The following is a 23,415-nucleotide window of genomic DNA, read 5'->3' as shown; positions in this document are numbered from 1 at the left end:
GAGGGATTGCATGTCAGGTATTAATGATCAGGTAGGCCCACGGCTTTATCAAACGCTTGAAGATATAACGGGATTGCATAAGGAGTCAAAGGAAGCGCGTGAGCGTTCGCAGAAAGCAGAAGATAAAGCGGCTTCCGCAGATTGGAAAAGCGAAATTACGCAGAAACGTCTATTTGAAGCAGTGGACGGGCAAGAGCAATTAGACGAAACCAAAATGATTCGCGTGGATGTAGAAGACGGTAAAGTTTACCCAAATGCATCCGCTAAATTGGACGCGGTACAGCAACGGACTACCGCGCAGTTGGCACAAAAAGCGAATTTAGAATCACCGATTAATCCTAATTGGTCTAATTGGGATGACATACGTTGGAATTATGGATTTGATCGGAATAAAACTCGTATACACAACACGTTTAAAGGTGTACTTGAAACAGACGCAATGATAAGTGTTCGTGGTGGTGGTGGTCGTTGGAATTCTGTCGATGGAATAGGGTCTTTTATTAATGGCGGTCATGTATTCGAAGGTTGGAGCGCAGACGAAAAATACCGATTTACAATGCTTGTCGGTAAGCGAGAAATGGAAGCGCACATACAAGTTTTTAATCCAATCACTAAAGAGATGGGTGTAGTTAAACTCGGTACTGATAGGGATAATTTGGGCTACGACTTTAGCGAAAGAACAGCAAAGTTTTTTGGTGAAGTAGCTTTTGAAAATTTCCAAGCAATACGAAAAACCAATAATGCAGGTTCATTGGATTTCACTGGTGGATCGAAATTCGGTGCAGGGAATCGTGATGGTGCGTCAATTAAAATGTTTGGTGGTAGCTACCTAGCGAACCCCGGAGGTATGGACATCTATTTAGGTGACTATGCAAGAGACTTAACATCATTTTTAAATATCCACCATATGAAAAATGGAAAAGATGTTGAGTTGGCAAGACTTTTCCCATCAGGACGATTCCGCATCGGCGGAGCATTAATAGTCGGTAAATACGATACAGTACCTCCAGTGCTTGAAAAAGGGACCATCTTTTACGGTCAATCAACAGATAATCTTAAAGTAGCTTCTGAATCGGGTTTTACAGATATTATTTCAGGCATTATTAAGGATAATGAGTGGGAAATTTCTTATGGTAAGCGTTTTGAAACGGATCGAAGAGGTGCTGCTTTAAAGTTATTTGGAGATAATGCACATTACCCAGCGAGTACGCATATTCACATTGGAAGCTATCAAAGAGATTTAAGAGTAGATTCTCATTTTGCAGTTCGTGCTGCTAATTCAAATGGATCAGCACCAGAAGTGATGAGGATAGATGGGCTAGGAAAAACTTGGTTTTTCGGTTCAGTTAAATTAGGTGAATTAACAAGTGATCCAACACCAGAAAACGGAAGAATGTATTATAACAGCTCAACTAGAAAGATTAGGATTTGCGAAGGACTAACATGGAAAAATATGATTGCTTAAATTAGGGGGTAGAGAAAATGAATTTGCAACAAAAGAAGGAAGAAATCGAGACAGCTATACAAAATTTCAGTGAAGAAAGAGCGAAGACAGAACATTATTTAGGGCAAGTATCGGACGAACTACTAAGGTTATCGGGTGCATATAACCTAATAAAACAACTTGAAGATGGGGAGGGAGAGAAGGATGGGTCTGTTGAAAACAACAATAACGGATAGTGGTATTGAGGTATGGAATGCTTATTATAGAATTGATTCATTAGTTGTTAGAAGTGACCAGTGTGAATACTTTTTGCACGGGTACGTAAGTAGGTCTTATTTCAACCAAGGTAAATCGCCAATTCTAACGGAACGTAGAACAATGACAGTTGATTTGCACGATGATGCACTTAACTTCACAAGACAGATATATGCTAATTTAAAGTCTGATGGAGAGTTTATTGAAGCAAGAGATGTTTTAGAAGACGGTCAACTACCATTAAATAATTAAGTCGAGAGGTGATTATCTTGAAAAAGCAAACTTTGATTGAAAATCGAATTGAAAAAATCGAAAAAGAACTACACAAGAAAGGTATTTTAAAAATAGATAGAAAAGTACCTGTATTTGATTGGTTTGACATTAATTCTTAAATAACAACTGGTTATAGAGTTGGTTGGACGCTACTGTCTGGTAATTGTCGAATAATATCAAGCACAAATGTTCGTCTATTTGTTGAATGGAAAAACGTGGTATGATAGCCTAGGAGTAGGTAGGAAAGGGTAGCTCCCTGACCGTCAGCGCACCCAGATGCGCACCTGCTCTATTTTTATTGGCAGGTGTTGTCTAAAGCGCAATACATTCCGCTGGGGGAATAAAAAATGAATAACGTAGCAAGAATGGAAGTCAACGCGCAAGAGTATTTGTTGTCTGAAATGGTTGCACTTGTGTATGATCTTGTGCCAGGGATTGATGTGGACAAGCTTAGAAACAAAGTGTCATTTATTGTATCCAAGTACCATGTAAAACAGTCTCGAGCCCAACAAGTCGAGTCAGACTTACCTAAAAAGGTTGAGATGTTCCTTTCAGCCAAGAAGCTTGAGAACAGAAGCAAAGAGACCATAAAAGGTTACGGCATTGATCTCAGGCTCTTTTGTAAGCACATGGATCATCATAACAAACAGACTGAGCATATTACGAGTGCGGACATTAGAACGTACCTTTCCAGCTACGAAAATCGAAAAATGAGCACAATTGGGAAAAAGCTATCGGTGTTAAAGTCATTCTTTGGATGGCTTGTCGCCGAAGAGTTTATTCAGCGTGATCCAACTTTGAAAATAAATCCACCTAAGACTGAAAAACGCATGCCGAAAGCGTTGACGATAGAAGAATTAGAACTAATGAGGGAATCGTGTAAAACGATACGACAACGAGCCTTTTTAGAGGTGTTTTACGCCACTGGTTGTCGTTTGTCAGAGATACACTCTCTTGATCGATCTGATATCAATGCACAAAACATGAGTAGCAACGTTGTCGGGAAAGGTGATAAAGAGCGAGAGGTTTACTTGTCGTTCAAAGCCATGTACCACCTTAACAAGTATCTAAAATCGCGAAATGATGATTGTCCTGCATTGATGGTTACGCAGCGGTCGCCGATCAGACGTATGGATAAAAAGACCATCCAAGATGAGATCAAAAAAATAGCAAAGAATTGTGATCTTGATCATAAAGTTTCGTGTCACGTGCTAAGGCATACATTCGCGACTTTGACTTTAAATAATGGTGCAAAGTTAGAAGCGGTTCAAGAAATCCTTGGACATAGCAATCCGCAAACAACATTGCGATATGCTCACATAACAAAGGAATACAAGCAAGAACAATATAGAAAGCACTTAGTGCAATGAAGCATCTCGATTGGGGTGCTTTTTTCATTGAAAGGAGGGTCTATGAAAAAACCTGATCCAATTATTATCCAAACTATGTCCGGTGTATTTGAACCACTCACAGGCACCTTTGCCGAGGCAGCGCGAGAAACCGACGATGGCGAGAAATCTTTCTCATTCAGCATCCAAAAGGATGAGAGTAATGCTCATTTATTTGATCTCCTCTTGCCAAAAGAAGCGATCATATTCGAGAACGAGCGCTATGTCATTGATCCATACGACCACGATCCACTCGGCACCACTGTCGTAAAGTCTATAGAGGCGCGTCATGAGATATTTGATATCTTAAAAGCTGAGTATCAAACAACCGAAACAACAGGCGCCTTGCGTATCAGACGAGCGCTTGATCTTGCTTTAGCAAACACAGGTGTCACATATACCTTTGTCGGTGCAGACTTGCCTAGTGAAGACTTTGAAAACTTCGGCCGCGCTTCGGCGCTTGAAATGATGCAACAGATTATGGATCGTTTTGGTGTCCATTACCGAATAAGCGGCAGACATTTAACGATAGCGGTTGAAATTGCGCGCTACACCGATGGTCAATTCCGTCACGGTCACAACCTTAAATCGATTCGTGAGCATCAAGACGGATCTGATATCATCACGTACATCGAAGGTTGGGGGCGAATGAATGAGGAGACTGACCAACCGATTGTTAAAACGATATACGAGTCTGAACATAGCGGACGGTATACCGATCACGAAACTGGTAATAAGCGCTTGTATAAAGCATTCTTTCAGGATGACCGCTTTACCACCCAAGCTGGTATTGATGCAGAGGCGGCGCGTAGAGCAAGTGGACTGCCGCACTATCACTTAGAAGTGGAATACGAGGAATTAGTAGAGAATGGTCTTAAGCTACATGACTTTCAATTAGGGGACTATATTTGGGCCATACATGAAAAGATGCAGCTCGATATTCAAGCGAAGATCATTTCCGTCGAGCGCTATCCATATGAAAACAGAAGTCCCGTTGTCGAACTGGGCTCTTTTCGTCGTGACATCACAGACAAAATCAATGGTCTTGAACAGAATAACAAACGCATCGATGTGTTGAATGCATCTGTTGCGGTCGCTAGGCAAGAGTCAATCAACGCTAATGAAGTAGCAAAGGCTGCTCAACAAGCAGTTAGTGGAAACAGTCAAGATTTATCAAATCATATTAACGATATGACACGACATGTAACGCTCGAGCAAGTTCGTAGATGGGATAGCAACCCTTCATCTAGCGATGTGGAAGCGGATATTAGAGCGGTACGCGATGATTTGAACAAGGTTGATGAAAAAGTAGCTTCTGCACAGCAAGAAGCTAGTGATGCTTTAAATCAAGCCAATAACCGCAATAGGTCAAGAGCCTTATTCATAGGTGACGGTACTCAAACGGTTTTTACATTGCCTTTTTCTTATGATATTGGCATGAACCAATTAGACGTGTATGTAGGCTATACGAAGCGTATAAGTGGAACTCCTGCTGACTTATTGCCCGTTGGATTCATACCGGATTATAACGAAACAAGCACAACGCAAATTAGTTTTACTGATGCACCACCGATAAATGCACCAATTGAAATCTTAATAAAGGAGGTGTTGTCTTGAGGAAAGTGCCTGAAGAATTAACCCATCAGGAGAAAGCGGATCAAGCAATGGAAATGGCAAAAGCAATGGGTGCTAATCCACCTTGGAACTCTTTGGCCCTACAAAATAACTACCGCAATTTAGATGGTCACACTTTAAAAGTAGCTAAATTCAATCCGAATGTAATTCGTTTTCAAGGAGCCGTTCGCTCGGGTTTACTATCAGCGAATACGGTCATTACAGTCTTGCCGCAAGGATTTAGACCAATAACGCCAAAAATGCTTGTAGTAGGGCTGGATGGACTTACAGGAGGGTTGTTGGGTTTAGTGTCAGGTAGTGCAATCCTAGATATCTCAACTGACGGGCAGGTGAGGTTAAGAAATGCGTTAGTAGCATCAAACCTCATCTTTTATGGAGTGACATTGGATCTAACATGAAAACGGGGAGCCGATACTCCCCTACGCCTTACACAAGGAAAAGGCGGTACTTATTTATAGCACAAAACACAAGGGAGTAAACGAGCCAAAACTCCTGATAAATATGGCACATGAGAGGAGGGAAGGCGATGGAGGAGAACAAGATGATCAAATATGACACCATGCTAGACACACTGTCAATAGTCTTAACATTCTATATGGGCGTCACAGGGATTTTCTTTATTTTCTCGGATCGAGGGTTGTTTTATCAATCTGAAACTTACAAAGTGATGGCAACATTAATACCGCAGTACGGATGGGGAATATTATTTCTCGCGGCCGCTGTGGTTTTATCAATTGCGGTAGTCGCTGAAACCAAATATCAATATTTATTGTTTATTGCAGGAGGGTTAATGACAACCATCTTGCTATTTTTATATGCATTAGCCTCATTTGATGCAGGTACACCGAGCGTATTGCCTTATCGCTATTTAGCTATGAGTTTATTTAGTGCGGCTATCGCTGTCTTGGGAGGAATAGCATGGAGAACAACACGCCGATTACAAGAGCCGAAGTAAAGGTTGAGATTCAAAAGCAGTTGGCTCCTGTAGTAAAAAAAATGGATGATATGAAGGACGATCACCATAAGTTGCATATATTGTTTTCTGAGCAAAAGGGTGTTCTGATACAGATTGCAGAGAATACAAAAGGATTTAAAGACGCGGTAAATGGTGTTAAAGACAGCGTAAATAAGGTCGATGATCGACTTGGTGTTGTGGAATCAGAATACGAGTTGAAGAGGGAAAATCAAAAAGGGAAGTGGGAGCTACTTAAAATTGTGTTTGGCGCTGGTGGTATTTTTACTGTCATCATATTAGCCATCATACAGCTTTTAGGGGGATTCCCAACGACGTAAGCCATCCTGTGAGACTCGGGGTGGCTATTTATTATGAGGAGGAATTTATATGCAGGAAGTTTTATTGTTCGCTACAGTGCTTGCACCTATCGTGTTAGCACTTATTGAGTTGGTTAAAAAGACGTTCAAGGTGAAGGTAAATCTTTTGCCTTTAATTGCGTTGGTTATCGGTCTATCGATCGGTGCGGCGGCAACGCCTTTTACTGACATGGAATTAACATTAAGGTTATGGGCTGGTGGTTTTGCAGGTCTATCAGCAACAGGGTTATTCGAACTTGTAAAACATCGTGATGGACAAACTAAGGAGGGGAAATAATTATGGCTAAAGTTGCAATGTGTGCAGGACACGGAGGTAATGGATCGACAGCAGGTAAAAGAACACCAGCGGGTGAGTACGAATGGAACTTTAACAATAAGGTAGTACTTGCCGCAATTGCTGTCCTTAGAGCGTCAGGTCATGAGGTATTACGCTTAGATGATCCGACGGGTAAAACAGATGTATCGCTAAAAACACGTACAGACCGCGCTAATTCATGGGGCGCTGATATTTATATCTCTGTCCATCATAACGCTTTGGGCTCTAGGTGGAGAGATGAGGAGACCGGTATTGAAACCTTTACCCAAAATGGCAATCACCCAGACGCTGAAAGGTTAGCGGCGGCTGTACACCCTCTATATGTTAAAGCAATGGGATTGCGTGATCGTGGGGTTAAAAAGGCGAATCTGCATATCACAAGAGAGACGAGGATGCCTGCAATACTAACAGAGGGCGGGTTCATGGACTCTCGCCACGATGTGGCTGTTATGCGTGATGATGACAAATTGAAAGCGCAAGGCGAGGCAATTGCTAAAGGGGCGATTGCTTATTTAGGTGGAGAAGTGACGATTCCGAACGATACAAAGACAGGTGGGGTAATTGTTGATAATAGACCTGCTCCTAAACCATCGAAGAAATCCATCGCTCAAATGGCTGATGAAGTAATCGCTCAAAAGCATGGTAACGGGCACGAAAACCGACGTAAATCATTAGGTATCAGTGTAGCTGAATACGAGAAGGTGAGAGCGGAAGTCAACCGGAAATCAGGTCTAGGATCATCAAAGCCAGCACCAGCCAAGCCTAAAAAAAGCATTGCTCAAATGGCTACGGAAGTCATCAACAACCAACATGGCAATGGTCATGATAACCGTAGAAGATCCTTGGGAATTTCTCAGGCAGAATACGAGAAAGTGCGAGCTGAGGTTAACCGTCGTGCAGGTGGCGGAACAAAGAGTCCTGTTAAATCCGTTGACCAGATGGCTAGAGAGGTGATAGCAGGCAAGCATGGTAATGGACATGAGGCGCGTAGGAAGTCATTAGGTATCTCACAGGCGCAGTATAATCAAGTTAGAGCAAGAGTAAATCAGTTGGGATAAACAAAAAAGCCCCGCTTCGGCGGGGTTAAACAAATTCACTATTATACAGCTATCTTAAGACGTTATAAAAAACTATACATATATCTCGATATAAGATATAATATATATAATAAAGATAACTTGCGATGGATAAGGCTGGGTTCCCGAATGGGAGTATGTGGTTAACCACTTAGAATTCCTTTGCCCCTGAGGTTATCTTTTTTTCATGCCCTCTTTTAATTTATCATATATATACTCAGGGTCTGCTTCAATTTCTTTATAAATTAAATCGATTGTTCTCTGTGAGTATCTGTATATCACTTGTTTCCCCGATTCCCCAGATTGAAATTGAAAGCAATAAGCCTCATCTGATTTTAATTCGAAATAATCCACGAATAACAAGAATACATGCATATTAATTCCAAATTCAATTTCGCTTTTACCTAATCTCTTTTTTAACGAATTAATACAATTTTTTGCACTATGAGGATGTGTTTTATTTGGATCTTTTATTTCTCTTAATACCTTAATTTTCACATCCGAATTATTATCGATGCCAACGAATGAAGTTGCTTTACTCTTATCTTTTACTAAAAAATGTTGATGCTCTATAACTATGGCAAATTTACCATGAGCGTTAGATTTCTTGCTAAGATAACTAATCTCTTCATTTACATCAATTATTTTCTTCGCAATTTCTTCTGGATATTTAGCGATTATCTTGCTATTATCAATCGCTTCCATTGAGACATTTAGTGTAAGGAAATTTTGAGGAATTAGAGTTGTTACATCAAAATTATGAAATTCACTTAATTTCTCGGAAAAGTTAATTACGCATGATTGAAACAAGGGAATATAAACCATTTCATATTCTTCTGTTATAAAGTGAGTGCTCGTATTACGTAGCTCAATTATCTTTTCTAAATTTTTTCTTAAGGGGTCTTTGTCGTTGGTAAATATTTGTTTAACGGCATACTCTAACGAAATTGTTCTATCGCTCTCTTTGTAGTAAATGCTATTTTCTCCAAATTTTTTTATAAGGTGTGATTTCAACATTAGTTCCCAAGCGTTACAGATAAAAAAGGCGAATCCCTCAACTCTGTATTGTATGGTGGGTTTATTGTAGATTTCAATTCCTAGTATAAATGCTTCGTGACTTTTATCTAATAATCTGTCCGCAATTGGTTTTTCAGTTGCCAAAATACCCACGCCTTTTCTAAAAGATTGTAATTTTTATTATACTTTATATATACAAAGGATTCATTAAACATTTATATATTGTTATAAATATAAACACAAAAACCCCGCTTCTCAGCGAGGTCTCAAGGGGGTTATTAAATATCATTACATCATTTTCCATTTTCTCTTAAATAAACTGTATAGTTCTCATCTTCACCTTTATTAGTTAGGTCATGAGAACTGTTTGTTGAACTATCAATTATTTTTATAATTATTTTTAATGAAATGAATGCAATCACTAATAAGAAAGATTCAACAATAGTTATTGTAGTAAATTCATGTATAAAATCAGGAGGTAAATCAGGTGGGGGAGAGTTAAATCTATAAATTTTGTCCACGATAAATAGAATGCTGTGAACTATAACTAATCCCAACCAAATACGGAAGATATTCTTACTTAAGTTTAAATTTATCTTTGATACTGAATAAAATTTAGGTGTATTATTTTTAATTATTAAGGATTTGTAGAGCAGACCTAAAACATCATCCTCAAATAAATCGACTTGTCTCTCCCAGTTATCTTGCCAGGTTTTACTACCCTCATTGACCTTCCACCAACTGTAAGCAAAGACCGATCCTATACAACTAAGAATAACGACATATATACTTGATGACATATCTCTTTCTGAGGATACAAGTAAAAAGTAGCCAGCAAATGTCGCAGCAAGAAAAGTCCAAAAATAAGTCGCTCTTTTCCAATACAGTTCTATTTCAAATTTTCTAATATCCAAAGCATAATTAAGAGCCATCATTTTTCTCTTTTTATCAAATTTATCTAGATAATCATCTTGATTAATAGTTGTACTTTTACTTTTATCGTTCTCATTCAATTAAAATCACCTCTTATTTAGATAACTATAGTATATATCGGTAATTAATTCATTACTAAACAGTTGTTAAAGGTTTATCGTTACTTGTGTAGAATAGGATATTTAAGGAGGTTAAGTATGAGAAGAGAATTTGAAGCATTCGCTTATCTATGGTCCATCCATGATGCAATTATTGATCGGTACCCTAACGCCAACAATCATTATGGTAACTACAATCAAGTTGTTAACTACGCACTCTACAATTACGGTTTTGCCTTCACTGAGCAACAAAAAAGAGACCTACATCAATCGGTCTCCGTACGCAACGACATTTGTCATTTCCGCCACATAAGCTACGACGACTTAGTAACACTCGAGCGCTTATCCTCATCGCTTATACCCGCTAAAATTTCTTCCCACAGTCGATCCTCATCTAGATCCTCTAAACGCTGCTCAAAGGATTTTTCAAAAGGACATTTCATCATTTAGCCGCTTTCTATATCTTAATAAGGTTTCTTTAATATTCTTTTTTAATACTGTTTTTGTGCCTCCAACTGTGCCTGTTCGCCCATTTATCCAGTAACGCCAGTGTAGTGATTTTAGCTCTGATTCACTTGGATTGTCTTCAACACGGATATTCATTTTGCGGAAGAAACTTCTCATCAAGAAAAGATCGTCAGCAATCAATTTAAGCATCTGTTGGTGCATATCGAAATTTTGGGCATGTATATTGTGTATATACTCTCTAGTTAGACGAGTAATCACATAAACGCGTATTGTTATCTCTGGACGGTTGTCAATTTCCTTTGCGGCCAAGTCTTCAAAAGGTGCGGCTTTCGCAATTTCTATCACAGCTTGCTTAATGTCCATATTTGATCTTCCTTCGTTTTAGGTTACTGATAGTATATGCGAATAAATGTTCGTATACAACTAGAAAAAAGAACCAATTAAAATTGATCCTTTTGCAGTGCTTAACTTGTAATAAACTACTTGTCCGCAATCATAAGCTAATAGCACGCCAAGCTAAGCTATTAGCTTTTAGTTGTATTTCCCCGTCAGGTACTACCGTCAAAATCACTTTTATTCCTCAGACTCACTATTACCGCTATCATCGGTCATGTCGTATAGGTCATCTACTTTCACGTTCAAAATAGCCGCCAATTTGAATAATTTATCGACTCGCGGAAAAGAAGCGCCAGTTCTCCATTTGGAAATTTGAGCTTGCGAAACCCCCATTTTTTTTGCAATGAATACATTTTTCAATCCTCTTTCATCGATCAATTCTCCAATTAAGCTCTTCATTTTATCACCCTTATGTAAAATTCTACGCTTAATTAGGACAACCCTTTTATTCATAAAAAGAAAAAAATCTTGCATTTAAGTTATATGCCAAGCAATACCGCTAATATCATGTATCAATCGACAACAGAGGAGTGATCACATGAGTAATAAGTGGGTGCGATCTATTAGCTTCAACAAGACAAATAAAGATGACATTCTAAGACTGCAGCTAATCGGCAAAAAATCTTTTTCGCGATTTATCAAAAAGCTCTTGGATGATGAAATCAAACGGAAAGGGCTACTACCATCCGATACTACTCACACCGCTACACCACAGCCAGAGCGCAAGGTACTACCAACTAAACTGGTAGCAACGGTAACACCTAAAAAACCACAAACACCGCCTCCATATAATCCGATGCTTAGTAGGTCACAAAGATGATTCTAGAGCTGTTGTTAGGCGGTGCAGCGTGGCTAGGTGCCGAGTATCTTAAAGAGGGCCATACCGACAAACAGAGGTTAGACCGGATATTCCGAAAGTGTGGTTTATACATCAAATACAACCAAAAAGAGGATACACCAAAGTTGCTGAGGACGAAGAAAGCGAGCGACCATACCGAATACGTTTACCGATTACCGGAAGGACTTACCTTCACAGATTTTAAAAAGAAAAAAGAAGCAATCGAAACGAGCCTCAATGGATCCAAGGAAGGCTTTAAGTTAACTAACATTAAAAATGTGGATGTGAACAAAGGGTTAAAACAGAACATCAAACGAATCACGAACGGAGAGACATACAAAAAAGAGGTTTTGTTGAGCTATGACACTACATTAAAAGTAAAGATCTATAATCATCCCTTAACCGAGTATCTTCCGTACGAAAACAACTGCAAAGACTGGGCGGTACCGATCGGTGTAAGCAGGGATAAAGAGATAAAGCACGATTTTGATAAGGTCATGCACATGGTTGTGGCAGGTACGACAAGGTATGGTAAATCAATTTTTTTAAAGACGGCCATCACGACTCTTATATCTAATCAACCTGATAATGCCTTATTTACATTAATTGACCTCAAAGGTGGTCTAACCTTTAGCCGTTACAGTAAATGTCCTCAGATACAAGGTATTGCGAGCGACGCAGAGGAAGCGTTGGAGAGACTGGAAGCAATCAACGTACAAATGGATGGAGTCATGTCCTATTTGAAAGAAGGTGGCTACGAGAACGTACAAGAGGCAGGTATAAAGGCAAGGCACTTTGTCGTTATTGATGAAGGAGCAGAGTTGGCGCCGGGCATTGAAAAGGATAAAGAGCTGAAGCAAATCAAGAACCAGTGTGAAGTGATCTTATCACGTATAGCACGAATAGGCGGGGCGCTCGGTTATCGGCTAATCTACGCCACGCAAACGCCATACAGCGAGGTACTTAATCACAATATTAAGCAAAACTGTGATGCTAAGTTGTGCTTTAAGCTGCAGACTGATAAAGCGAGTGAGGTTGTGCTAGGTGAGGGGATAACGGATGCTGCACACCTGCCATTTATAAAAGGTCGTGGTGTTTACCTGACAGACCGCAAATACATTGTGCAAACACCGATGATAGAAAATGATTATATCGAGGGAGTGGTAGAGCATGCGAGTAAAAACAGTCGGATCAGTCAGTGATTTTTTAAATAATAGAGATTGTCCACCAAAGCCAACTAAAAAAAGAGCTGCCAGTAGACAGCTAAACATAAAAGTCGGCACCGGATTGGCAGCGGGGGCAACCGCAATCGCTATATCCAATGCAAAAGCTAAATCAGTTTATGCGAGTGCAACCGAGACTATGCCAATGGACGCTATTCCTGCATGGAGTCCGATTGATAGCGCAAAGGAAACCATCGTAGAAGCGTTTATGCCACTTGTTGACGCGATCCAAGCACTATCATATCCTATTGCGCTTGTGATGCTTACAGGCGGCGCGTTGATGTTTATGATTAACCAAAAGGAGCGTGGGGTGGGATTGATACAAAATGCCAGTATCGGCTATATACTGGTCCAGCTAATGCCGATTTTTATGAATTTGCTAGTTGGGATCGGCGGAGCCTTGGCATAAAAAAGAAGCGTCCACATTCGGCGCTTTTTTTCTTTTTATTAATATTTATTTCGTTTTACTTCTCTATATACATCGAGCGAGCGTCTCATAAAGTCAGCCTCTTCTTTGCTGTATTCATCTATCCTATGTGGTATATGGATTATACCTAGTAAGAAATCAGATGACACATTGAATATCTCGCAAAACCTAACAAGAGTAGCGTAATCCATCTGTCTTTTATCCTGCTCATAATTAGCATAGGTAACTTTATGGATGCCTAACTTATCAGCTACCTCGTACTGATAAAGATTATGTCGTTTTCGTATGTAGGCTAGTCGTTCGCCAAATGTTTCCATATAGATGCCCTCCGCCCCTAGAATATATCGGGACGGTTTTACAGTCTGTTAATAATCCGTTTTGTAGTTAATTATAAAATTAAAATCCACTTTATTTTTCTGTTTGACGAACAAATGTTTTGTGATAATATATTTTTATAGGGTAATGTTTCCCAACAAAGAAAACCTTGAATTAATCAAAGATTTTAAAAAAATAGTAATAAAAAACTAAATTTCGACAAATTACACGTTGTTTTTGTTTTATAATTTTCCCAATACAAAGTGTGTGTATAAAGTGTTACGTTTAAAATGTTCGACAAAACAAAACTTTTAAAAAAGTCGAACTGGAAATGGGGTCCCTATGTCAGAAGTACTTTTTAACTCAATAAACAAGTGGTTAAGCAAAGAGGGAAATAAGCAAATTGACATTACACATAACACAGGCATTGCAAAATCCCTTATATCAGATGTAATTGATAAAAAAGGTAGTAAAGACTTAAGATTCTCGAAAACGCTGTCTGTACTTAGGTACATAGAAGAAGATTACTTAGAGGTAATGGACGATTATTGCAGAACGCTTAAAAAGCCAGTTGGTATACTTAATTCACTTGAATACGCTTCTAATTTCGAAAGACAAGAGTTAATGGATGATTTGCTTACCGAGTATAAAGATCACCGTGGTGAGGTTAAAGAATGGGTAGAAATATACCGTTTCAATAGGGATAGAAACATCATGACTCCGGAAGTGGCATGGGAAAAGTGTCGCGAACTATATGGACGAGTTACAGTTCCAGATGCCCAACTCAAGTTAGACTTAATTGAAACATCAATACATTTCCGTAATGATCAATATAACATTAGATCTTTCATAGATCGTGTAGAGAGAAAGATAGGTACTTTGAAAGAAGGGTTTTTAAAAGATTCGCTTAAGGTTAAGTACCATTTGAATTATTCTTTTGTTTGTCTCTACGAGAATGAAGATATTGACGAAGCAATTATGCATGCAAAAGAGGTAACGAAGAGCAAGCTTGTGCCAATTTATTTAGTAGCATGCGCTTATCATTTATTAGGCCATGCTGAAATGTATCGTAATAAAGAGCTATCTTTACACAATTTAAAAGAAGCAAAAAGGTTGTATAAATTAGCTTCAAGTAGTAAGGCTGCTCAAATAGAGCAAGACATTCAGTTTGTATTGAATGTTCATGGTGAATATCAGGAAATAGAATCTTTAAAGGACGAAGAATTGGCATTCCAATACTTAGTAAGGAAAGAAAATGAGAAAGCAAGAAAAGCTTTAGAAACGGTTGATAAAAAATCTCCTTTTGCTCTTCTTTACTTAGGGATTGCAACTAAAGATATTAAACCAATCATTAAAGGATACGGTTTAATGAAGCAATCAGGAAATAATTTCTTTGCTCAATTATTTGAAAGAGCAATTTCGGAATATCAGTGAAGGGAGGTGAGAAATTGAAGAAGTTATTACTTTCAATCGTCGCTGTGACTATCCTAGTATCTGGATCAGTTACTTTGACGGAAGTAGCGGGACCAACACAACCGGGAACAGGTACAGCGCCTACTAGTACACCACTTAGCGGACCGACACAACCAGGTACAGGGACATAATTTATACTACAAAGCTATACTTATTACAACTAAAGAAGACGTCTAATACAACGACGTCTTTTTATATACACATATGCATATGAGAATCGAGTATCTTCCTATTTATATGTGTACATAAAAAAAGGGGGAACTACAATGAAGTTATCTAAGTTTTGGGATATAGAGAACCAGTCCGGGAAACTTATTGTCCATGATAATAAAAAAGTATACGCAGAATATTTATCCCCAGAAAAAGATATACATGGTTTTAATCGTTGGGTAGAGATTAGCAGTGTGTATCTGTATAGAGGACCGAGTAATGAAGATTAAAATAGACAAGGTGAGGGGGAGACTGGTTGAAGCGAAGTCTTTATACAGTTTATACAAAGAAACAGATAACGATGAAACACTGGAAACTGTTTGGATCAAGGTTATAAAGAATATTGAAGATTTACAAATAAAAGATGACGCAAAGATGAGAAAAATAATTGATGAGTCGTTTGCTTATTTTAAGGGTAGTATTGGATTGCATAATGTTAGTTTATAAAAACTAACGAAAAAATAACAAACATAATAAGGACTGCGGAGTACGGAGGAATAAAACTGACTTTGTTGGTAGTTTTGTATTCAAAACCAGTCTTTAAAAAAGTGAGAAGAAACCCTAAAAAACCATTAACAGAATGGGCGGCATGATGTAACATGCCTCTCTGACCCCTTGATGCTTTAAGGGTTTCGGGTTTGTTAGTGTAGTTAATTGTATGATATGACATGCTTTTGACATACTTTCTACCCCGAATTTTTATTTCTTACACTATCCATGAGGTTGCTGAACTTTACAGCAGCCTCTTTTTTGCGTGATTTTGTTACGTGTAGATAAACGTCTCTTGTGACTGAATCATTCTTATGTCCTAATCGTTCCATGATCTCTTCAAGAGAAACACCAGCCTCAGCTAATAAAGAGGTATGGGTAAGTCTTGGAGAGTAAGGGGGTAAGTGATTCATCCAACTGAGCTAATTTTAAAATTCGTTTTATTCTACGACCGACAGTTTTAATAATCATTGGGTAACCGGGCTTTCTATTCGTGTCTACAAATATAAACCCTTGATCGTTATACTCTTTACCTTTTCTGAGCTTGTACTCATTCATGATCTTCTTAAGGGTTTTGAGTTCTCCTAGAACAAACTCATCAATTTGAATCGTCCGTTTTTATTTTTTTTTAGGTGTTTTTGATCACTACAGGTCTTAATTATTAAGAAGTTGAATTAGGTTTTAAGAGCCATAAATATGGCTTTTAAAATAAAGCAAACCTTAAGGAGTGATTCGATGCAAAGAATAATAATGCTCGAAATAACAGAAAATTAATTATATTAAAGCGTTTCGTTGAGGCAATTGGAGATTCCTAATGAGTATGTAAGTATAGCTGGTGGTTTGGTGGGATACATAGGTGGAGATAATCGTATGAATTCAGCGGGGAATGCAATTTGGGACGAATTTAGTGACCGCTACAGAACAAGAAGTGCAATTAGGGCAGATTTTACAAACAACCGTGTTGAAGCAGATAGATCAAATTCATACCCCTACATTGATAGTAGAGGTTTGGCAATAAGTGTAACAGGTCGATACAATGGGAATAAGAGATTAGTTGAAGAACAACTGGCTGAAGCAGATACTTTTACGAGATCGAATTCTAGCATTAACTCTAGTAGAGCTTCTTGGGATCTTGAGCATTCAGTGGGAATTCCTTTATTTATGGAGTTACCTCCAAATATTGATTATAATTACTCAGTAAATATTACTTCTAATGGATCTGGAAGTGTATCTGGAGTCCATGATTTAGCACCTGCGCATGAAGTGGCTGTTTATATACCGAAATCAGGAATGAGTTTCTTAGTATATACAAAAGATAATGAAGGATTTAACAACTTATTCCCTACACATGGAAATCAAAGATTTAATGCTTCCTTCTAATTTAAGTGAGGTAAAACAATTTGAAGTCAAAATCTTTCTCTAAAAGATTAATTAAGACAATACTTTGGACTATTGTCATTACTATAGTTCCGATATTTCTTTTCTTTCTTGCAATTGACCTTTACGAACAATTTATACAGAATCAAACTGGAAATAACGCTTTATTTTGGACTTATACTTTTGGTCTTATTGCACTGATGGTAACTTTACCTTTAGCAATAATTTCTTTCCTATTAGTAGTGTTTTTTGAGTGGAAAGATGAAGACTCTAAAAAAGAAAATAACTGATTTGCAGTATAGTTGCAGTTTTTAGTCCTAAAGTCGTTATAAAATGCAAGTATGGGAGAATACCCTATACGTTAAAAATCACTCTTCTGTCGAATCAGGGTTAGCTCGGTTGGTGGAAACACTTCAACAGAAGAGTGTCCTACATTGTAGATTTCGATCTCTAATAGTTCATCGTTACTTCGATCGCTCGTATAATTGGTAGGGTTTTCAAAAGTCGTTCCTCAATTTTGAATATCAACAACTTCAGTATTTCTTGTACCTCTTTCTTCTTGAGTTCCTAATTGTTCCATAGAATTCACGCTTAGAGTATTTTTACGATCTCGAATCCTCCCCTCACCGTGAATTTTTGTAATTGTTGATTAACGCTCTCCTCTATAGGGAGTATCACTTTTTAACTTCACCATTTTTATTTTTATAGAATCTTGGAAAAAGAAACACCCATGTAAGGAATAAAGCGGTGGTTAGGATAAGGGTGTTTAGCCATTCCGCTTGATTGTTATTAAAATAACTCAATGCTAAGTAAACGGCACCGCATATGAGAGCTAGTGTCAGGGAATAGGTCCATCTGTTAAAACGATACATCGAATACCTCCTAAATCTTGTTTAACTGGAGTATCAAAATATTATTATAGCTATGAGAGTGCCTAGTATCCCTGCAAGTAACCACAGGAACATATCTTTCTTGCTGCGGAATGGTTTTCTATCATTATTCTCATTCATAAGAAGACCTCCAATTCATTTACTACGATTTAATAAATAGGTTGAATCAGTCTAAGTGGAACGGTTGCGGAAGAGTATAATAATAAAATGTATTAGTACAATAAACGCCAGTGCTGACATTAATAGAGTGTTATTAAATACAGATGCCCCATTGAAGATGAGCAATATGATTAAAATGCCTACAACTGTGATAAAGGAAGTGACTAACGTTTTTGATAATGCGTTTTTAATTTTAATTACCTCCATTTCTATAGATACTTCTGAAAGTTAAGGTTTAGTGAACGCTTTTAATTCATTACCCTTGGAGAGCGCGGTAAAACGCGGAATTACATCGTCACGAACACACATAAGATCAAAATAAAAAAAGAGCTGATCACGTTACCGTGCGCGGTCCCTCAATCAATTGCAATGGTTTTCTAAAAGAATTTTTTGACTCAGGCTGGATGAAGAGAGGGGTTACGGTGGTTATTTTGATGCAAGAGCAGTTACAGGAGCGGTTAGAATATTGGCAGGTTAAATTAAGGTTAAGAGACTTAAAGTAGATACTTTCTGTCCAATAGAAATAAATGAACAATAAGAGAATAAACAAAACCCCGCTTTTTTCGAGGTCTCAAGGGGGCTAATAAAGCCGATGGGTTATTACATGATCCTGCTTGGGGTAACAGAGGTGCATCGTATGTAACTACTCATTTAATCACCCCTTAGAGTGTTTTGCTAAACCATGATACTAAAGATGAATGAACGTTGCTTGACTGTTTATATGGGATAACTTAGTACTAGTCGCTACTTGATTTTCGAGCGTTATGATATGGTAAGAAATAAGTAGTGGTCGATTTTTCTTTGCAAGTTATGCTAAAGATTTACGAAAGAGTACATGATGAAAAGGGGGTGAAGATGTGAAACAGGTAGTATCGTTGCTAATTGCAATGGGGATCGTTTTATCAACAACTTCTGTTATTGATTTAAGTGGCCCTACAAGACCAGGTACTGGACCTGCAAGTTCAGTTGCTGAATTAACAGATGGTCCAACGCGTCCCGGGACATAAGCCGATGTATTGGTTCATGAATCAGGAAAATTGAATTTAGTAGAGGATTTTAAAGGTAAGAGCAATGAACAAAGATACATAGGATCTATAAAAACAGGTGATGCGGTTTAAGGTATCGTAATGTGCCTGCACACTTTTTTAATAACCACTTTCCTTTTAAGGAGTGGTTGTTTTTTCTTCTAAAGACCGCTTTACTTTACGGTTTTTCCTGTATACTTATTGGGAATAGGGTAAAAAGAAAGGAGTCGGTTATATGAACGATGAGTTAGTACAAAAATTTTGCGAAGAACATATGGTTGCTTTACAAAAACAATTAAAAGACATTTATACAATTGAAACACCGGAAGTGTTAAATGAACAGGATGAAGGGACCATTAATGTAAATGATAAGCTATCCGAATATCGGTTTATGGAGGCTGTTTACGCGAGTATTGAACAAAGTGATCAACAAGAAGGAGAAGTGTATCACCAGTACCAGTCTGCTCTTGATAATTTACGTGCGAAGAAGACATTTTTACTTGAATTGAAAGAAGAAATTGAAGAAAAAAATGAAGCAGACATTGCGAACATTAAGATTATGATAAATGCGTTTCAGAAGGAAATGTAAAAACGGCCTGGGGACAGGCCGTTTTTTTAATCTTGCAGAGGCTTGATGCTTCGAGCCCAGTAAATAAAAGGCATCGCAAGCAGAGAAACGATAAATTTCATCAGATATGTTGTTAGGGCAATTTCAAACCAGATGCCCATCGAATACACACCTAGAAACGCAATTGCACAGAAAATCAATGTATCCAACGCTTGTCCAAAAATACTGGAAACGATGTTTCGCAGCCAAAGCATTTTTGGTAACAGCTTTTTAAAGAACGCAAAGATGTAGATGTTAATATGATTACTAATGATAAAAGCCGTTAAGCTTCCTAACGCAACGCGTAAAGCGAAGTCAAAAATAAAAGCAAGGTGCGGATGTGCTAGGTCTTCTCCATGAGGTGGGAATAACAGTACAAATTGCATGATAATCGTTGAAACGAGTAAGGTTGAGAAGCCTAGCCAAACGGCTTTTTTGGCGAGGGCTTTCCCATACTTTTCATTTAATAGATCTGTTGCGAGAAAGGTTGTCGCATACATCACATTCCCCATTGTTACGATAAAGCCGAACAGTTCAATTGTCTTTAAGACTTGTAAATTAGCTAAAATGGCTGCAAAGCCGATCCAGGCGATAATACCTGTTTTTCCAAACAACTTATAAAATAAGAGCAGGAAGGAAAAATTTGCGAGGGCAAACAATAGCCCTAATAGTTCTGTGGACATGATTTATCTCCTTTAGTTTTGATAACGCAGGAAGGTTACGAACTGCGTGTTTTCATAGGAACGAAAGACACTTTACCACAAGTCCACATAATTGTACAGACAAAAAACCAGTACATCAACTGTACTGGTCTTAAACATCTTCTTACGATTTAACAGGTTCTGATATAAATTGAATGATGGTTTCGTTAAATTTCTCTCTTTCATCATGGAACAAGCTATGACCGCTCTCTTCAAAAGGGATAATAGTGGCGTTGGCAATACCTGCTTCCATTTGTTCTGCTAAATCAAACGGACAGATTTCATCGTTTCGACCGTGTAAAATGGCAGTTGGTACGGAAATAGCACTTAAGTCACCACGCAAATCAGCATCTCGAAGGGTTCGAGCCGATTCAATCGTCGCGTGAGGTCCTGCTTGCATACCAAGTGAGTGGAACCAGCTATTAAAATGGGTGCTTGGTTCTTTGCCGAAGAATAGACCGCCAAAGTCTTTTAACATGTCGGCGCGGTCCGCATATGCACCTAAAATTAAGTCATCCACATTTTCCTTAGGTAAACCAAATTTAAAATCATCTCGCTGCGTAAATACCGGTGCTGCTGCGCCTAATAGCGCGAGACGAGAAACACCTTTTTCGCCGTGCTTTGCCATATAGCGTATTGCAATGGCTCCTCCCATTGAGAATCCACATAATACGGCATCCTTAAGTTCAAGTGTATCAATGACAACACGAAGGTCATCCGCCATTCGGTCATAATCATAGCCATAAGCTGGTTTATCCGATTGTCCATAGCCTCTTAAATCTACACCAATAAAGCGGAAACCTTTTTCTGGTAATGTTGCCATTTGGTGTTCGAACATTCTATGGTTGACTGGCCAGCCATGTAGAAAAATAACGGGTTGGCCGCTACCAATATCCTCTACAAAAAGAGTGGTTCCGTGCTCGACTTCAATTCGATGTGCCATGTAAACATTCGCTCCTTTTTTATAAAACTAGTCTATCGTTTTGTTTGTTTACCCGCTTATTTGGTTTTAAAACAGATGTGAATGTTCAACAGGACAAATCACGGTGATAGGCGAATGTGCATAGGCTATAGCGACGAAGAAGGAGTGTGAAAGATGGGAATCGTTACAGGTGCGGAGTATTTAAAAAGAATGGCATGCCTAAAAAGCAATGTATGGATGGACGGCAAACGAATTGAACGCCCTTTAACAGATGTGGAACCATTTCAATCCGTTTTTAAAGCAAAAGGAAAGCTCTATGACATGGTTCATGATGAACGATATGCATCTACTCTCCAGGGGAAGGATCAAAAAATTAACTTTTCATACGACATTCCTCGTACAAAAGAAGATTTAGTAAAACGGAGAAAAGCGACGCAATTATGGGCGAATGAAACATTAGGGGTGCTAGGGCGATCCCCAGACTATGTGAATACGATGATCGCCATTATGGCAGGCGCAAAGAAATTCTTTGCTGAAGCAGACCCACAGTTTGGAGAAAATATTGATGCGATCTATAAGCGTGCAAAAGAAGTAGACTTAACGTTTACACATACGTTTGTTAATCCTTCTATCAGTAGAAAGCCCTTTTTCCCAGATGGTCAAGGCAAAGATCAGCCGATTGCTACTAAGATCATTGAAGAAACAGAAGAAGGCATCATAGTTGATGGGGCAAGACTGTTAGCAACCCAAGGGGGTATGACGGATGAGCTACTTGTTATCCCTTCAGCCGCATTTATTGATAGTGATTACTTATTTGGTTGTACGATTCCATCAGACACAAAAGGTCTAACTTTTATTAACCGTCCTCCTTACAAAAAGGAAAGCACATTTGATTCGCCTCTCAGCTCACAATTTGAAGAAGGTGACGCTATCGTTGTCTTTGACCACGTTCTTGTGCCTTGGAACCGGGTTTTTTTATACAGGAATGAATGGCTAATGAACGATTTATTTATGAAAACAGGAATGGAATCGTTCTTGTTATATCAAGCAGTCAACAGACAAATTGTTAAAACAGAGTGGTTACTCGGTATTGCTCAGGCACTCGTAACAATGCTTGATATTGAACGTCATCAGCATATCCAAGGAAAACTTGGCGAAATGATTATTGCATTGGAGGCGATGGTTGGTTTCGTTTATTCTTCCGAAGCTCAGGCAGAGGTCAATGACTTTGGCATAATGGTGCCGAAATTAGAAACCTTAAAAGCATGTGCATCTTACTACCAGACGACGTACCCACGATTAATTGAAATCATTCAACTTTTAGGAGCGAGTCATTTTATTGCGGCACCGAGTGAAAAAGATTTTGCTTCTTCGATTGCGCCTTATTTAGAGCGATTTATAAAAGGAGAATATGTAAGCGCCTATGATAAATTTCAGCTCATTCAGCTCGCGCGGGATATGACAATGACAGAGTTTGGCACAAGGCAATTACTTTATGAGCGATACTTCTATGGCGACCCGGTTCGCGTGCTATCCTCCTTGAACGGATTGTATAGCAAAAAGAAAGAAGAGTTACAAATGCGGATAAGCGATTTTTTTGAAAGAGAGAAGTAATTAACGACTTCTCTCTTTTTGTAAAAGAGGATGATAGAAATTGCCGTTCTTTCCTCCTGTTTTTTCAACGAGCAACGTTTCTTCGATTATCATCCCTTTATCAATTGCTTTACACATATCATAAAACGTTAAAGCAGCAGCACTAACGGCAGTAAGAGCCTCCATTTCAACGCCAGTGTTACTTTTGACCGTTACCGTCGCATGAATGACTAACACATAATCAGTGGTTTCCTCGTCTTTTCTAAAAGAAAACTGCAAGTCCGTTCCTTGTATCGTAATGGGATGGCACATAGGTATCCAGTCGGCTGTTTTCTTTGCGGCCATAATACCGGCTATTTGTGCAACTGCTAAAGGGTCGCCTTTCTTTAAGCCTTGATCATGGATAGCGTCGTAAAGAGTGGCAGAAAGCCTTACTTTAGTACGAGCAGTTGCTGTTCTTTCGGTTTCAGCTTTTTGAGAAACATTCACCATTTTTGCTCGACCTTCCTCATTAAAATGGGAAAAAGAATTCATG

At 38.6% G+C, this 23,415-nt stretch carries 31 protein-coding genes; 22 read left to right on the top strand and 9 right to left on the bottom strand.

The annotated features are described in order from the left end of the window. The first annotated feature begins 10 nt into the window (after positions 1-10). From FPV17_RS16780 to FPV17_RS16735, 11 genes are all read left to right on the top strand, one after another. A complete protein-coding gene (locus FPV17_RS16780) occupies positions 11-1,465 on the top strand; it encodes a hypothetical protein (protein WP_144559542.1) in 1,455 nt (484 codons plus the stop codon). A gap of 17 nt (positions 1,466-1,482) precedes the next feature. Continuing rightward, the gene (locus FPV17_RS16775) at positions 1,483-1,680 is read left to right on the top strand and encodes a hypothetical protein (protein ID WP_144559540.1); all 198 of its coding nucleotides are present in this window, start codon (positions 1,483-1,485) and stop codon (positions 1,678-1,680) included. Next, on the top strand, positions 1,649-1,951 hold the full coding sequence (locus FPV17_RS16770) for a hypothetical protein (RefSeq protein WP_144559538.1): 303 nt from the start codon (positions 1,649-1,651) through the stop codon (positions 1,949-1,951). The genes FPV17_RS16775 and FPV17_RS16770 overlap by 32 nt, the downstream gene beginning before the upstream one ends. A 17-nt stretch (positions 1,952-1,968) precedes the next feature. Then, positions 1,969-2,091: a hypothetical protein gene (locus tag FPV17_RS22415; protein ID WP_281284306.1), complete on the top strand. Its 123-nt coding sequence runs from the start codon at positions 1,969-1,971 to the stop codon at positions 2,089-2,091. Positions 2,092-2,319: 228 nt separating this feature from the next. After that, positions 2,320-3,342: a site-specific tyrosine recombinase/integron integrase gene (gene xerA / locus FPV17_RS16765; RefSeq protein ID WP_246117054.1), complete on the top strand. Its 1,023-nt coding sequence runs from the start codon at positions 2,320-2,322 to the stop codon at positions 3,340-3,342. Between the two features lie 42 nt (positions 3,343-3,384). Then, positions 3,385-4,977 (top strand): phage tail protein, encoded by a 1,593-nt coding sequence (locus FPV17_RS16760; RefSeq protein ID WP_144558543.1) that lies wholly within the window; start codon positions 3,385-3,387, stop codon positions 4,975-4,977. Beyond that, a complete protein-coding gene (locus tag FPV17_RS16755; RefSeq protein ID WP_144558544.1) occupies positions 4,974-5,393 on the top strand; it encodes a hypothetical protein in 420 nt (139 codons plus the stop codon). Before FPV17_RS16760 ends, FPV17_RS16755 begins: the two co-directional genes overlap by 4 nt. A gap of 128 nt (positions 5,394-5,521) precedes the next feature. Continuing rightward, on the top strand, positions 5,522-5,950 hold the full coding sequence (locus tag FPV17_RS16750) for a hypothetical protein (RefSeq protein ID WP_144558545.1): 429 nt from the start codon (positions 5,522-5,524) through the stop codon (positions 5,948-5,950). Further along, positions 5,914-6,288, top strand: a complete 375-nt coding sequence (locus FPV17_RS16745; protein WP_144558546.1) for a hypothetical protein — start codon at positions 5,914-5,916, stop codon at positions 6,286-6,288. The genes FPV17_RS16750 and FPV17_RS16745 overlap by 37 nt, the downstream gene beginning before the upstream one ends. A gap of 49 nt (positions 6,289-6,337) precedes the next feature. Beyond that, positions 6,338-6,604 (top strand): holin, encoded by a 267-nt coding sequence (locus tag FPV17_RS16740; protein WP_144558547.1) that lies wholly within the window; start codon positions 6,338-6,340, stop codon positions 6,602-6,604. A 2-nt stretch (positions 6,605-6,606) separates the two neighbouring features. Further along, the gene (locus FPV17_RS16735; RefSeq protein WP_144558548.1) at positions 6,607-7,701 is read left to right on the top strand and encodes an N-acetylmuramoyl-L-alanine amidase; all 1,095 of its coding nucleotides are present in this window, start codon (positions 6,607-6,609) and stop codon (positions 7,699-7,701) included. Positions 7,702-7,893: 192 nt separating this feature from the next. Here FPV17_RS16735 and FPV17_RS16730 read toward each other — a convergent pair whose 3' ends face one another. The 4 genes from FPV17_RS16730 to FPV17_RS16715 form a co-directional block, all read right to left on the bottom strand. Next, complete coding sequence (locus FPV17_RS16730) at positions 7,894-8,880, bottom strand: DUF3644 domain-containing protein (RefSeq protein ID WP_246117053.1); 987 nt, start codon at positions 8,878-8,880, stop codon at positions 7,894-7,896. A 149-nt stretch (positions 8,881-9,029) separates the two neighbouring features. Further along, positions 9,030-9,749, bottom strand: a complete 720-nt coding sequence (locus tag FPV17_RS16725; RefSeq protein ID WP_144559536.1) for a RipA family octameric membrane protein — start codon at positions 9,747-9,749, stop codon at positions 9,030-9,032. 444 nt (positions 9,750-10,193) lie between these two features. After that, a complete protein-coding gene (locus FPV17_RS16720; RefSeq protein WP_144559534.1) occupies positions 10,194-10,598 on the bottom strand; it encodes a YhjD family protein in 405 nt (134 codons plus the stop codon). Between the two features lie 210 nt (positions 10,599-10,808). Further along, positions 10,809-11,030, bottom strand: a complete 222-nt coding sequence (locus FPV17_RS16715; RefSeq protein WP_144559532.1) for a helix-turn-helix transcriptional regulator — start codon at positions 11,028-11,030, stop codon at positions 10,809-10,811. A 139-nt stretch (positions 11,031-11,169) separates the two neighbouring features. Here FPV17_RS16715 and FPV17_RS16710 point away from each other — a divergent pair, with 139 nt between their 5' ends. From FPV17_RS16710 to FPV17_RS16700, 3 genes are read left to right on the top strand one after another with little or no spacing between them, the layout of a single operon-like run. Next, positions 11,170-11,451: a hypothetical protein gene (locus FPV17_RS16710; RefSeq protein WP_144559530.1), complete on the top strand. Its 282-nt coding sequence runs from the start codon at positions 11,170-11,172 to the stop codon at positions 11,449-11,451. Beyond that, positions 11,448-12,671 carry an FtsK/SpoIIIE domain-containing protein gene (locus FPV17_RS16705; protein ID WP_144559528.1) on the top strand — a complete coding sequence of 408 codons (1,224 nt, stop codon included), beginning with the start codon at positions 11,448-11,450 and terminating at the stop codon, positions 12,669-12,671. The genes FPV17_RS16710 and FPV17_RS16705 overlap by 4 nt, the downstream gene beginning before the upstream one ends. After that, complete coding sequence (locus FPV17_RS16700; protein ID WP_144559526.1) at positions 12,640-13,101, top strand: hypothetical protein; 462 nt, start codon at positions 12,640-12,642, stop codon at positions 13,099-13,101. The genes FPV17_RS16705 and FPV17_RS16700 overlap by 32 nt, the downstream gene beginning before the upstream one ends. A gap of 38 nt (positions 13,102-13,139) precedes the next feature. On the opposite strand, the gene FPV17_RS22535 is transcribed toward FPV17_RS16700, so the two are convergent. Further along, positions 13,140-13,436: a helix-turn-helix domain-containing protein gene (locus FPV17_RS22535; RefSeq protein ID WP_144559523.1), complete on the bottom strand. Its 297-nt coding sequence runs from the start codon at positions 13,434-13,436 to the stop codon at positions 13,140-13,142. 340 nt (positions 13,437-13,776) lie between these two features. Between FPV17_RS22535 and FPV17_RS16690 the strand changes: the two genes are divergently transcribed. The 4 genes from FPV17_RS16690 (at position 13,777) to FPV17_RS16685 (ending at position 15,564) form a co-directional block, all read left to right on the top strand. Then, positions 13,777-14,868 (top strand): AimR family lysis-lysogeny pheromone receptor, encoded by a 1,092-nt coding sequence (locus tag FPV17_RS16690; RefSeq protein ID WP_144559522.1) that lies wholly within the window; start codon positions 13,777-13,779, stop codon positions 14,866-14,868. A 14-nt stretch (positions 14,869-14,882) separates the two neighbouring features. Further along, positions 14,883-15,038, top strand: coding sequence for a hypothetical protein (locus FPV17_RS22045; protein ID WP_186370639.1), 156 nt, complete (start codon positions 14,883-14,885; stop codon positions 15,036-15,038). Between the two features lie 135 nt (positions 15,039-15,173). Further along, entirely contained in the window at positions 15,174-15,347 is a 174-nt protein-coding gene (locus FPV17_RS22040) for a hypothetical protein (RefSeq protein ID WP_186370638.1), read from the top strand. Next, entirely contained in the window at positions 15,337-15,564 is a 228-nt protein-coding gene (locus FPV17_RS16685) for a hypothetical protein (protein WP_144559521.1), read from the top strand. Before FPV17_RS22040 ends, FPV17_RS16685 begins: the two co-directional genes overlap by 11 nt. Before the next feature lie 239 nt (positions 15,565-15,803). Here FPV17_RS16685 and FPV17_RS16680 read toward each other — a convergent pair whose 3' ends face one another. Continuing rightward, positions 15,804-16,019, bottom strand: coding sequence for a tyrosine-type recombinase/integrase (locus FPV17_RS16680; protein ID WP_144559519.1), 216 nt, complete (start codon positions 16,017-16,019; stop codon positions 15,804-15,806). 457 nt (positions 16,020-16,476) lie between these two features. Between FPV17_RS16680 and FPV17_RS16675 the strand changes: the two genes are divergently transcribed. The 3 genes from FPV17_RS16675 (at position 16,477) to FPV17_RS16670 (ending at position 19,646) form a co-directional block, all read left to right on the top strand. Next, a complete protein-coding gene (locus FPV17_RS16675) occupies positions 16,477-16,986 on the top strand; it encodes a hypothetical protein (RefSeq protein ID WP_144559517.1) in 510 nt (169 codons plus the stop codon). Positions 16,987-18,889: 1,903 nt separating this feature from the next. Continuing rightward, positions 18,890-19,039 (top strand): hypothetical protein, encoded by a 150-nt coding sequence (locus tag FPV17_RS22035; protein ID WP_186370637.1) that lies wholly within the window; start codon positions 18,890-18,892, stop codon positions 19,037-19,039. A gap of 253 nt (positions 19,040-19,292) precedes the next feature. Next, positions 19,293-19,646: a hypothetical protein gene (locus tag FPV17_RS16670; protein WP_035395343.1), complete on the top strand. Its 354-nt coding sequence runs from the start codon at positions 19,293-19,295 to the stop codon at positions 19,644-19,646. 26 nt (positions 19,647-19,672) lie between these two features. Here FPV17_RS16670 and FPV17_RS16665 read toward each other — a convergent pair whose 3' ends face one another. Then, entirely contained in the window at positions 19,673-20,347 is a 675-nt protein-coding gene (locus FPV17_RS16665; protein ID WP_144559516.1) for a queuosine precursor transporter, read from the bottom strand. A gap of 142 nt (positions 20,348-20,489) precedes the next feature. Continuing rightward, the gene (locus FPV17_RS16660; protein WP_035395342.1) at positions 20,490-21,308 is read right to left on the bottom strand and encodes an alpha/beta fold hydrolase; all 819 of its coding nucleotides are present in this window, start codon (positions 21,306-21,308) and stop codon (positions 20,490-20,492) included. Between the two features lie 153 nt (positions 21,309-21,461). Between FPV17_RS16660 and FPV17_RS16655 the strand changes: the two genes are divergently transcribed. Further along, positions 21,462-22,901: a 4-hydroxyphenylacetate 3-hydroxylase family protein gene (locus FPV17_RS16655; protein WP_144559515.1), complete on the top strand. Its 1,440-nt coding sequence runs from the start codon at positions 21,462-21,464 to the stop codon at positions 22,899-22,901. Here the strand turns inward: FPV17_RS16655 and moaC are convergent, their stop codons facing one another. Next, a complete protein-coding gene (gene moaC, locus FPV17_RS16650) occupies positions 22,902-23,414 on the bottom strand; it encodes a cyclic pyranopterin monophosphate synthase MoaC (protein WP_060705689.1) in 513 nt (170 codons plus the stop codon). Between the last annotated feature and the right edge of the window lies 1 nt (position 23,415).

This window comes from Shouchella miscanthi, assembly GCF_007725405.1.
In the GTDB taxonomy this organism is placed as follows: Bacteria; Bacillota; Bacilli; order Bacillales; family Bacillaceae_D; genus Shouchella; species Shouchella hunanensis.
This window is presented reverse-complemented; position numbering and strand designations above follow the sequence as displayed.

Excerpts from the sequence above, each read along its gene's own strand:
- FPV17_RS16700 (WP_144559526.1), top strand. The coding sequence starts at position 12,640 with ATGCGAGTAAAAACAGTCGGATCAGTCAGTGATTTTTTAAATAATAGA.
- FPV17_RS16655 (WP_144559515.1), top strand. The coding sequence starts at position 21,462 with ATGGGAATCGTTACAGGTGCGGAGTATTTAAAAAGAATGGCATGCCTA.
- FPV17_RS16720 (WP_144559534.1), bottom strand. The coding sequence starts at position 10,598 with ATGGACATTAAGCAAGCTGTGATAGAAATTGCGAAAGCCGCACCTTTT.
- FPV17_RS16690 (WP_144559522.1), top strand. The coding sequence starts at position 13,777 with ATGTCAGAAGTACTTTTTAACTCAATAAACAAGTGGTTAAGCAAAGAG.
- FPV17_RS16740 (WP_144558547.1), top strand. The coding sequence starts at position 6,338 with ATGCAGGAAGTTTTATTGTTCGCTACAGTGCTTGCACCTATCGTGTTA.
- FPV17_RS16685 (WP_144559521.1), top strand. The coding sequence starts at position 15,337 with ATGAAGATTAAAATAGACAAGGTGAGGGGGAGACTGGTTGAAGCGAAG.
- FPV17_RS16760 (WP_144558543.1), top strand. The coding sequence starts at position 3,385 with ATGAAAAAACCTGATCCAATTATTATCCAAACTATGTCCGGTGTATTT.
- FPV17_RS16715 (WP_144559532.1), bottom strand. The coding sequence starts at position 11,030 with ATGAAGAGCTTAATTGGAGAATTGATCGATGAAAGAGGATTGAAAAAT.
- FPV17_RS16775 (WP_144559540.1), top strand. The coding sequence starts at position 1,483 with ATGAATTTGCAACAAAAGAAGGAAGAAATCGAGACAGCTATACAAAAT.
- FPV17_RS16705 (WP_144559528.1), top strand. The coding sequence starts at position 11,448 with ATGATTCTAGAGCTGTTGTTAGGCGGTGCAGCGTGGCTAGGTGCCGAG.
- FPV17_RS16770 (WP_144559538.1), top strand. The coding sequence starts at position 1,649 with ATGGGTCTGTTGAAAACAACAATAACGGATAGTGGTATTGAGGTATGG.
- FPV17_RS16660 (WP_035395342.1), bottom strand. The coding sequence starts at position 21,308 with ATGGCACATCGAATTGAAGTCGAGCACGGAACCACTCTTTTTGTAGAG.
- FPV17_RS16665 (WP_144559516.1), bottom strand. The coding sequence starts at position 20,347 with ATGTCCACAGAACTATTAGGGCTATTGTTTGCCCTCGCAAATTTTTCC.
- FPV17_RS22535 (WP_144559523.1), bottom strand. The coding sequence starts at position 13,436 with ATGGAAACATTTGGCGAACGACTAGCCTACATACGAAAACGACATAAT.
- FPV17_RS22040 (WP_186370638.1), top strand. The coding sequence starts at position 15,174 with ATGAAGTTATCTAAGTTTTGGGATATAGAGAACCAGTCCGGGAAACTT.
- FPV17_RS16745 (WP_144558546.1), top strand. The coding sequence starts at position 5,914 with ATGGAGAACAACACGCCGATTACAAGAGCCGAAGTAAAGGTTGAGATT.
- FPV17_RS16680 (WP_144559519.1), bottom strand. The coding sequence starts at position 16,019 with ATGAATCACTTACCCCCTTACTCTCCAAGACTTACCCATACCTCTTTA.
- moaC (WP_060705689.1), bottom strand. The coding sequence starts at position 23,414 with ATGAATTCTTTTTCCCATTTTAATGAGGAAGGTCGAGCAAAAATGGTG.
- FPV17_RS16780 (WP_144559542.1), top strand. The coding sequence starts at position 11 with ATGTCAGGTATTAATGATCAGGTAGGCCCACGGCTTTATCAAACGCTT.
- FPV17_RS16675 (WP_144559517.1), top strand. The coding sequence starts at position 16,477 with ATGAATTCAGCGGGGAATGCAATTTGGGACGAATTTAGTGACCGCTAC.
- FPV17_RS16670 (WP_035395343.1), top strand. The coding sequence starts at position 19,293 with ATGAACGATGAGTTAGTACAAAAATTTTGCGAAGAACATATGGTTGCT.
- xerA (WP_246117054.1), top strand. The coding sequence starts at position 2,320 with ATGAATAACGTAGCAAGAATGGAAGTCAACGCGCAAGAGTATTTGTTG.
- FPV17_RS16735 (WP_144558548.1), top strand. The coding sequence starts at position 6,607 with ATGGCTAAAGTTGCAATGTGTGCAGGACACGGAGGTAATGGATCGACA.
- FPV17_RS16750 (WP_144558545.1), top strand. The coding sequence starts at position 5,522 with ATGGAGGAGAACAAGATGATCAAATATGACACCATGCTAGACACACTG.
- FPV17_RS16710 (WP_144559530.1), top strand. The coding sequence starts at position 11,170 with ATGAGTAATAAGTGGGTGCGATCTATTAGCTTCAACAAGACAAATAAA.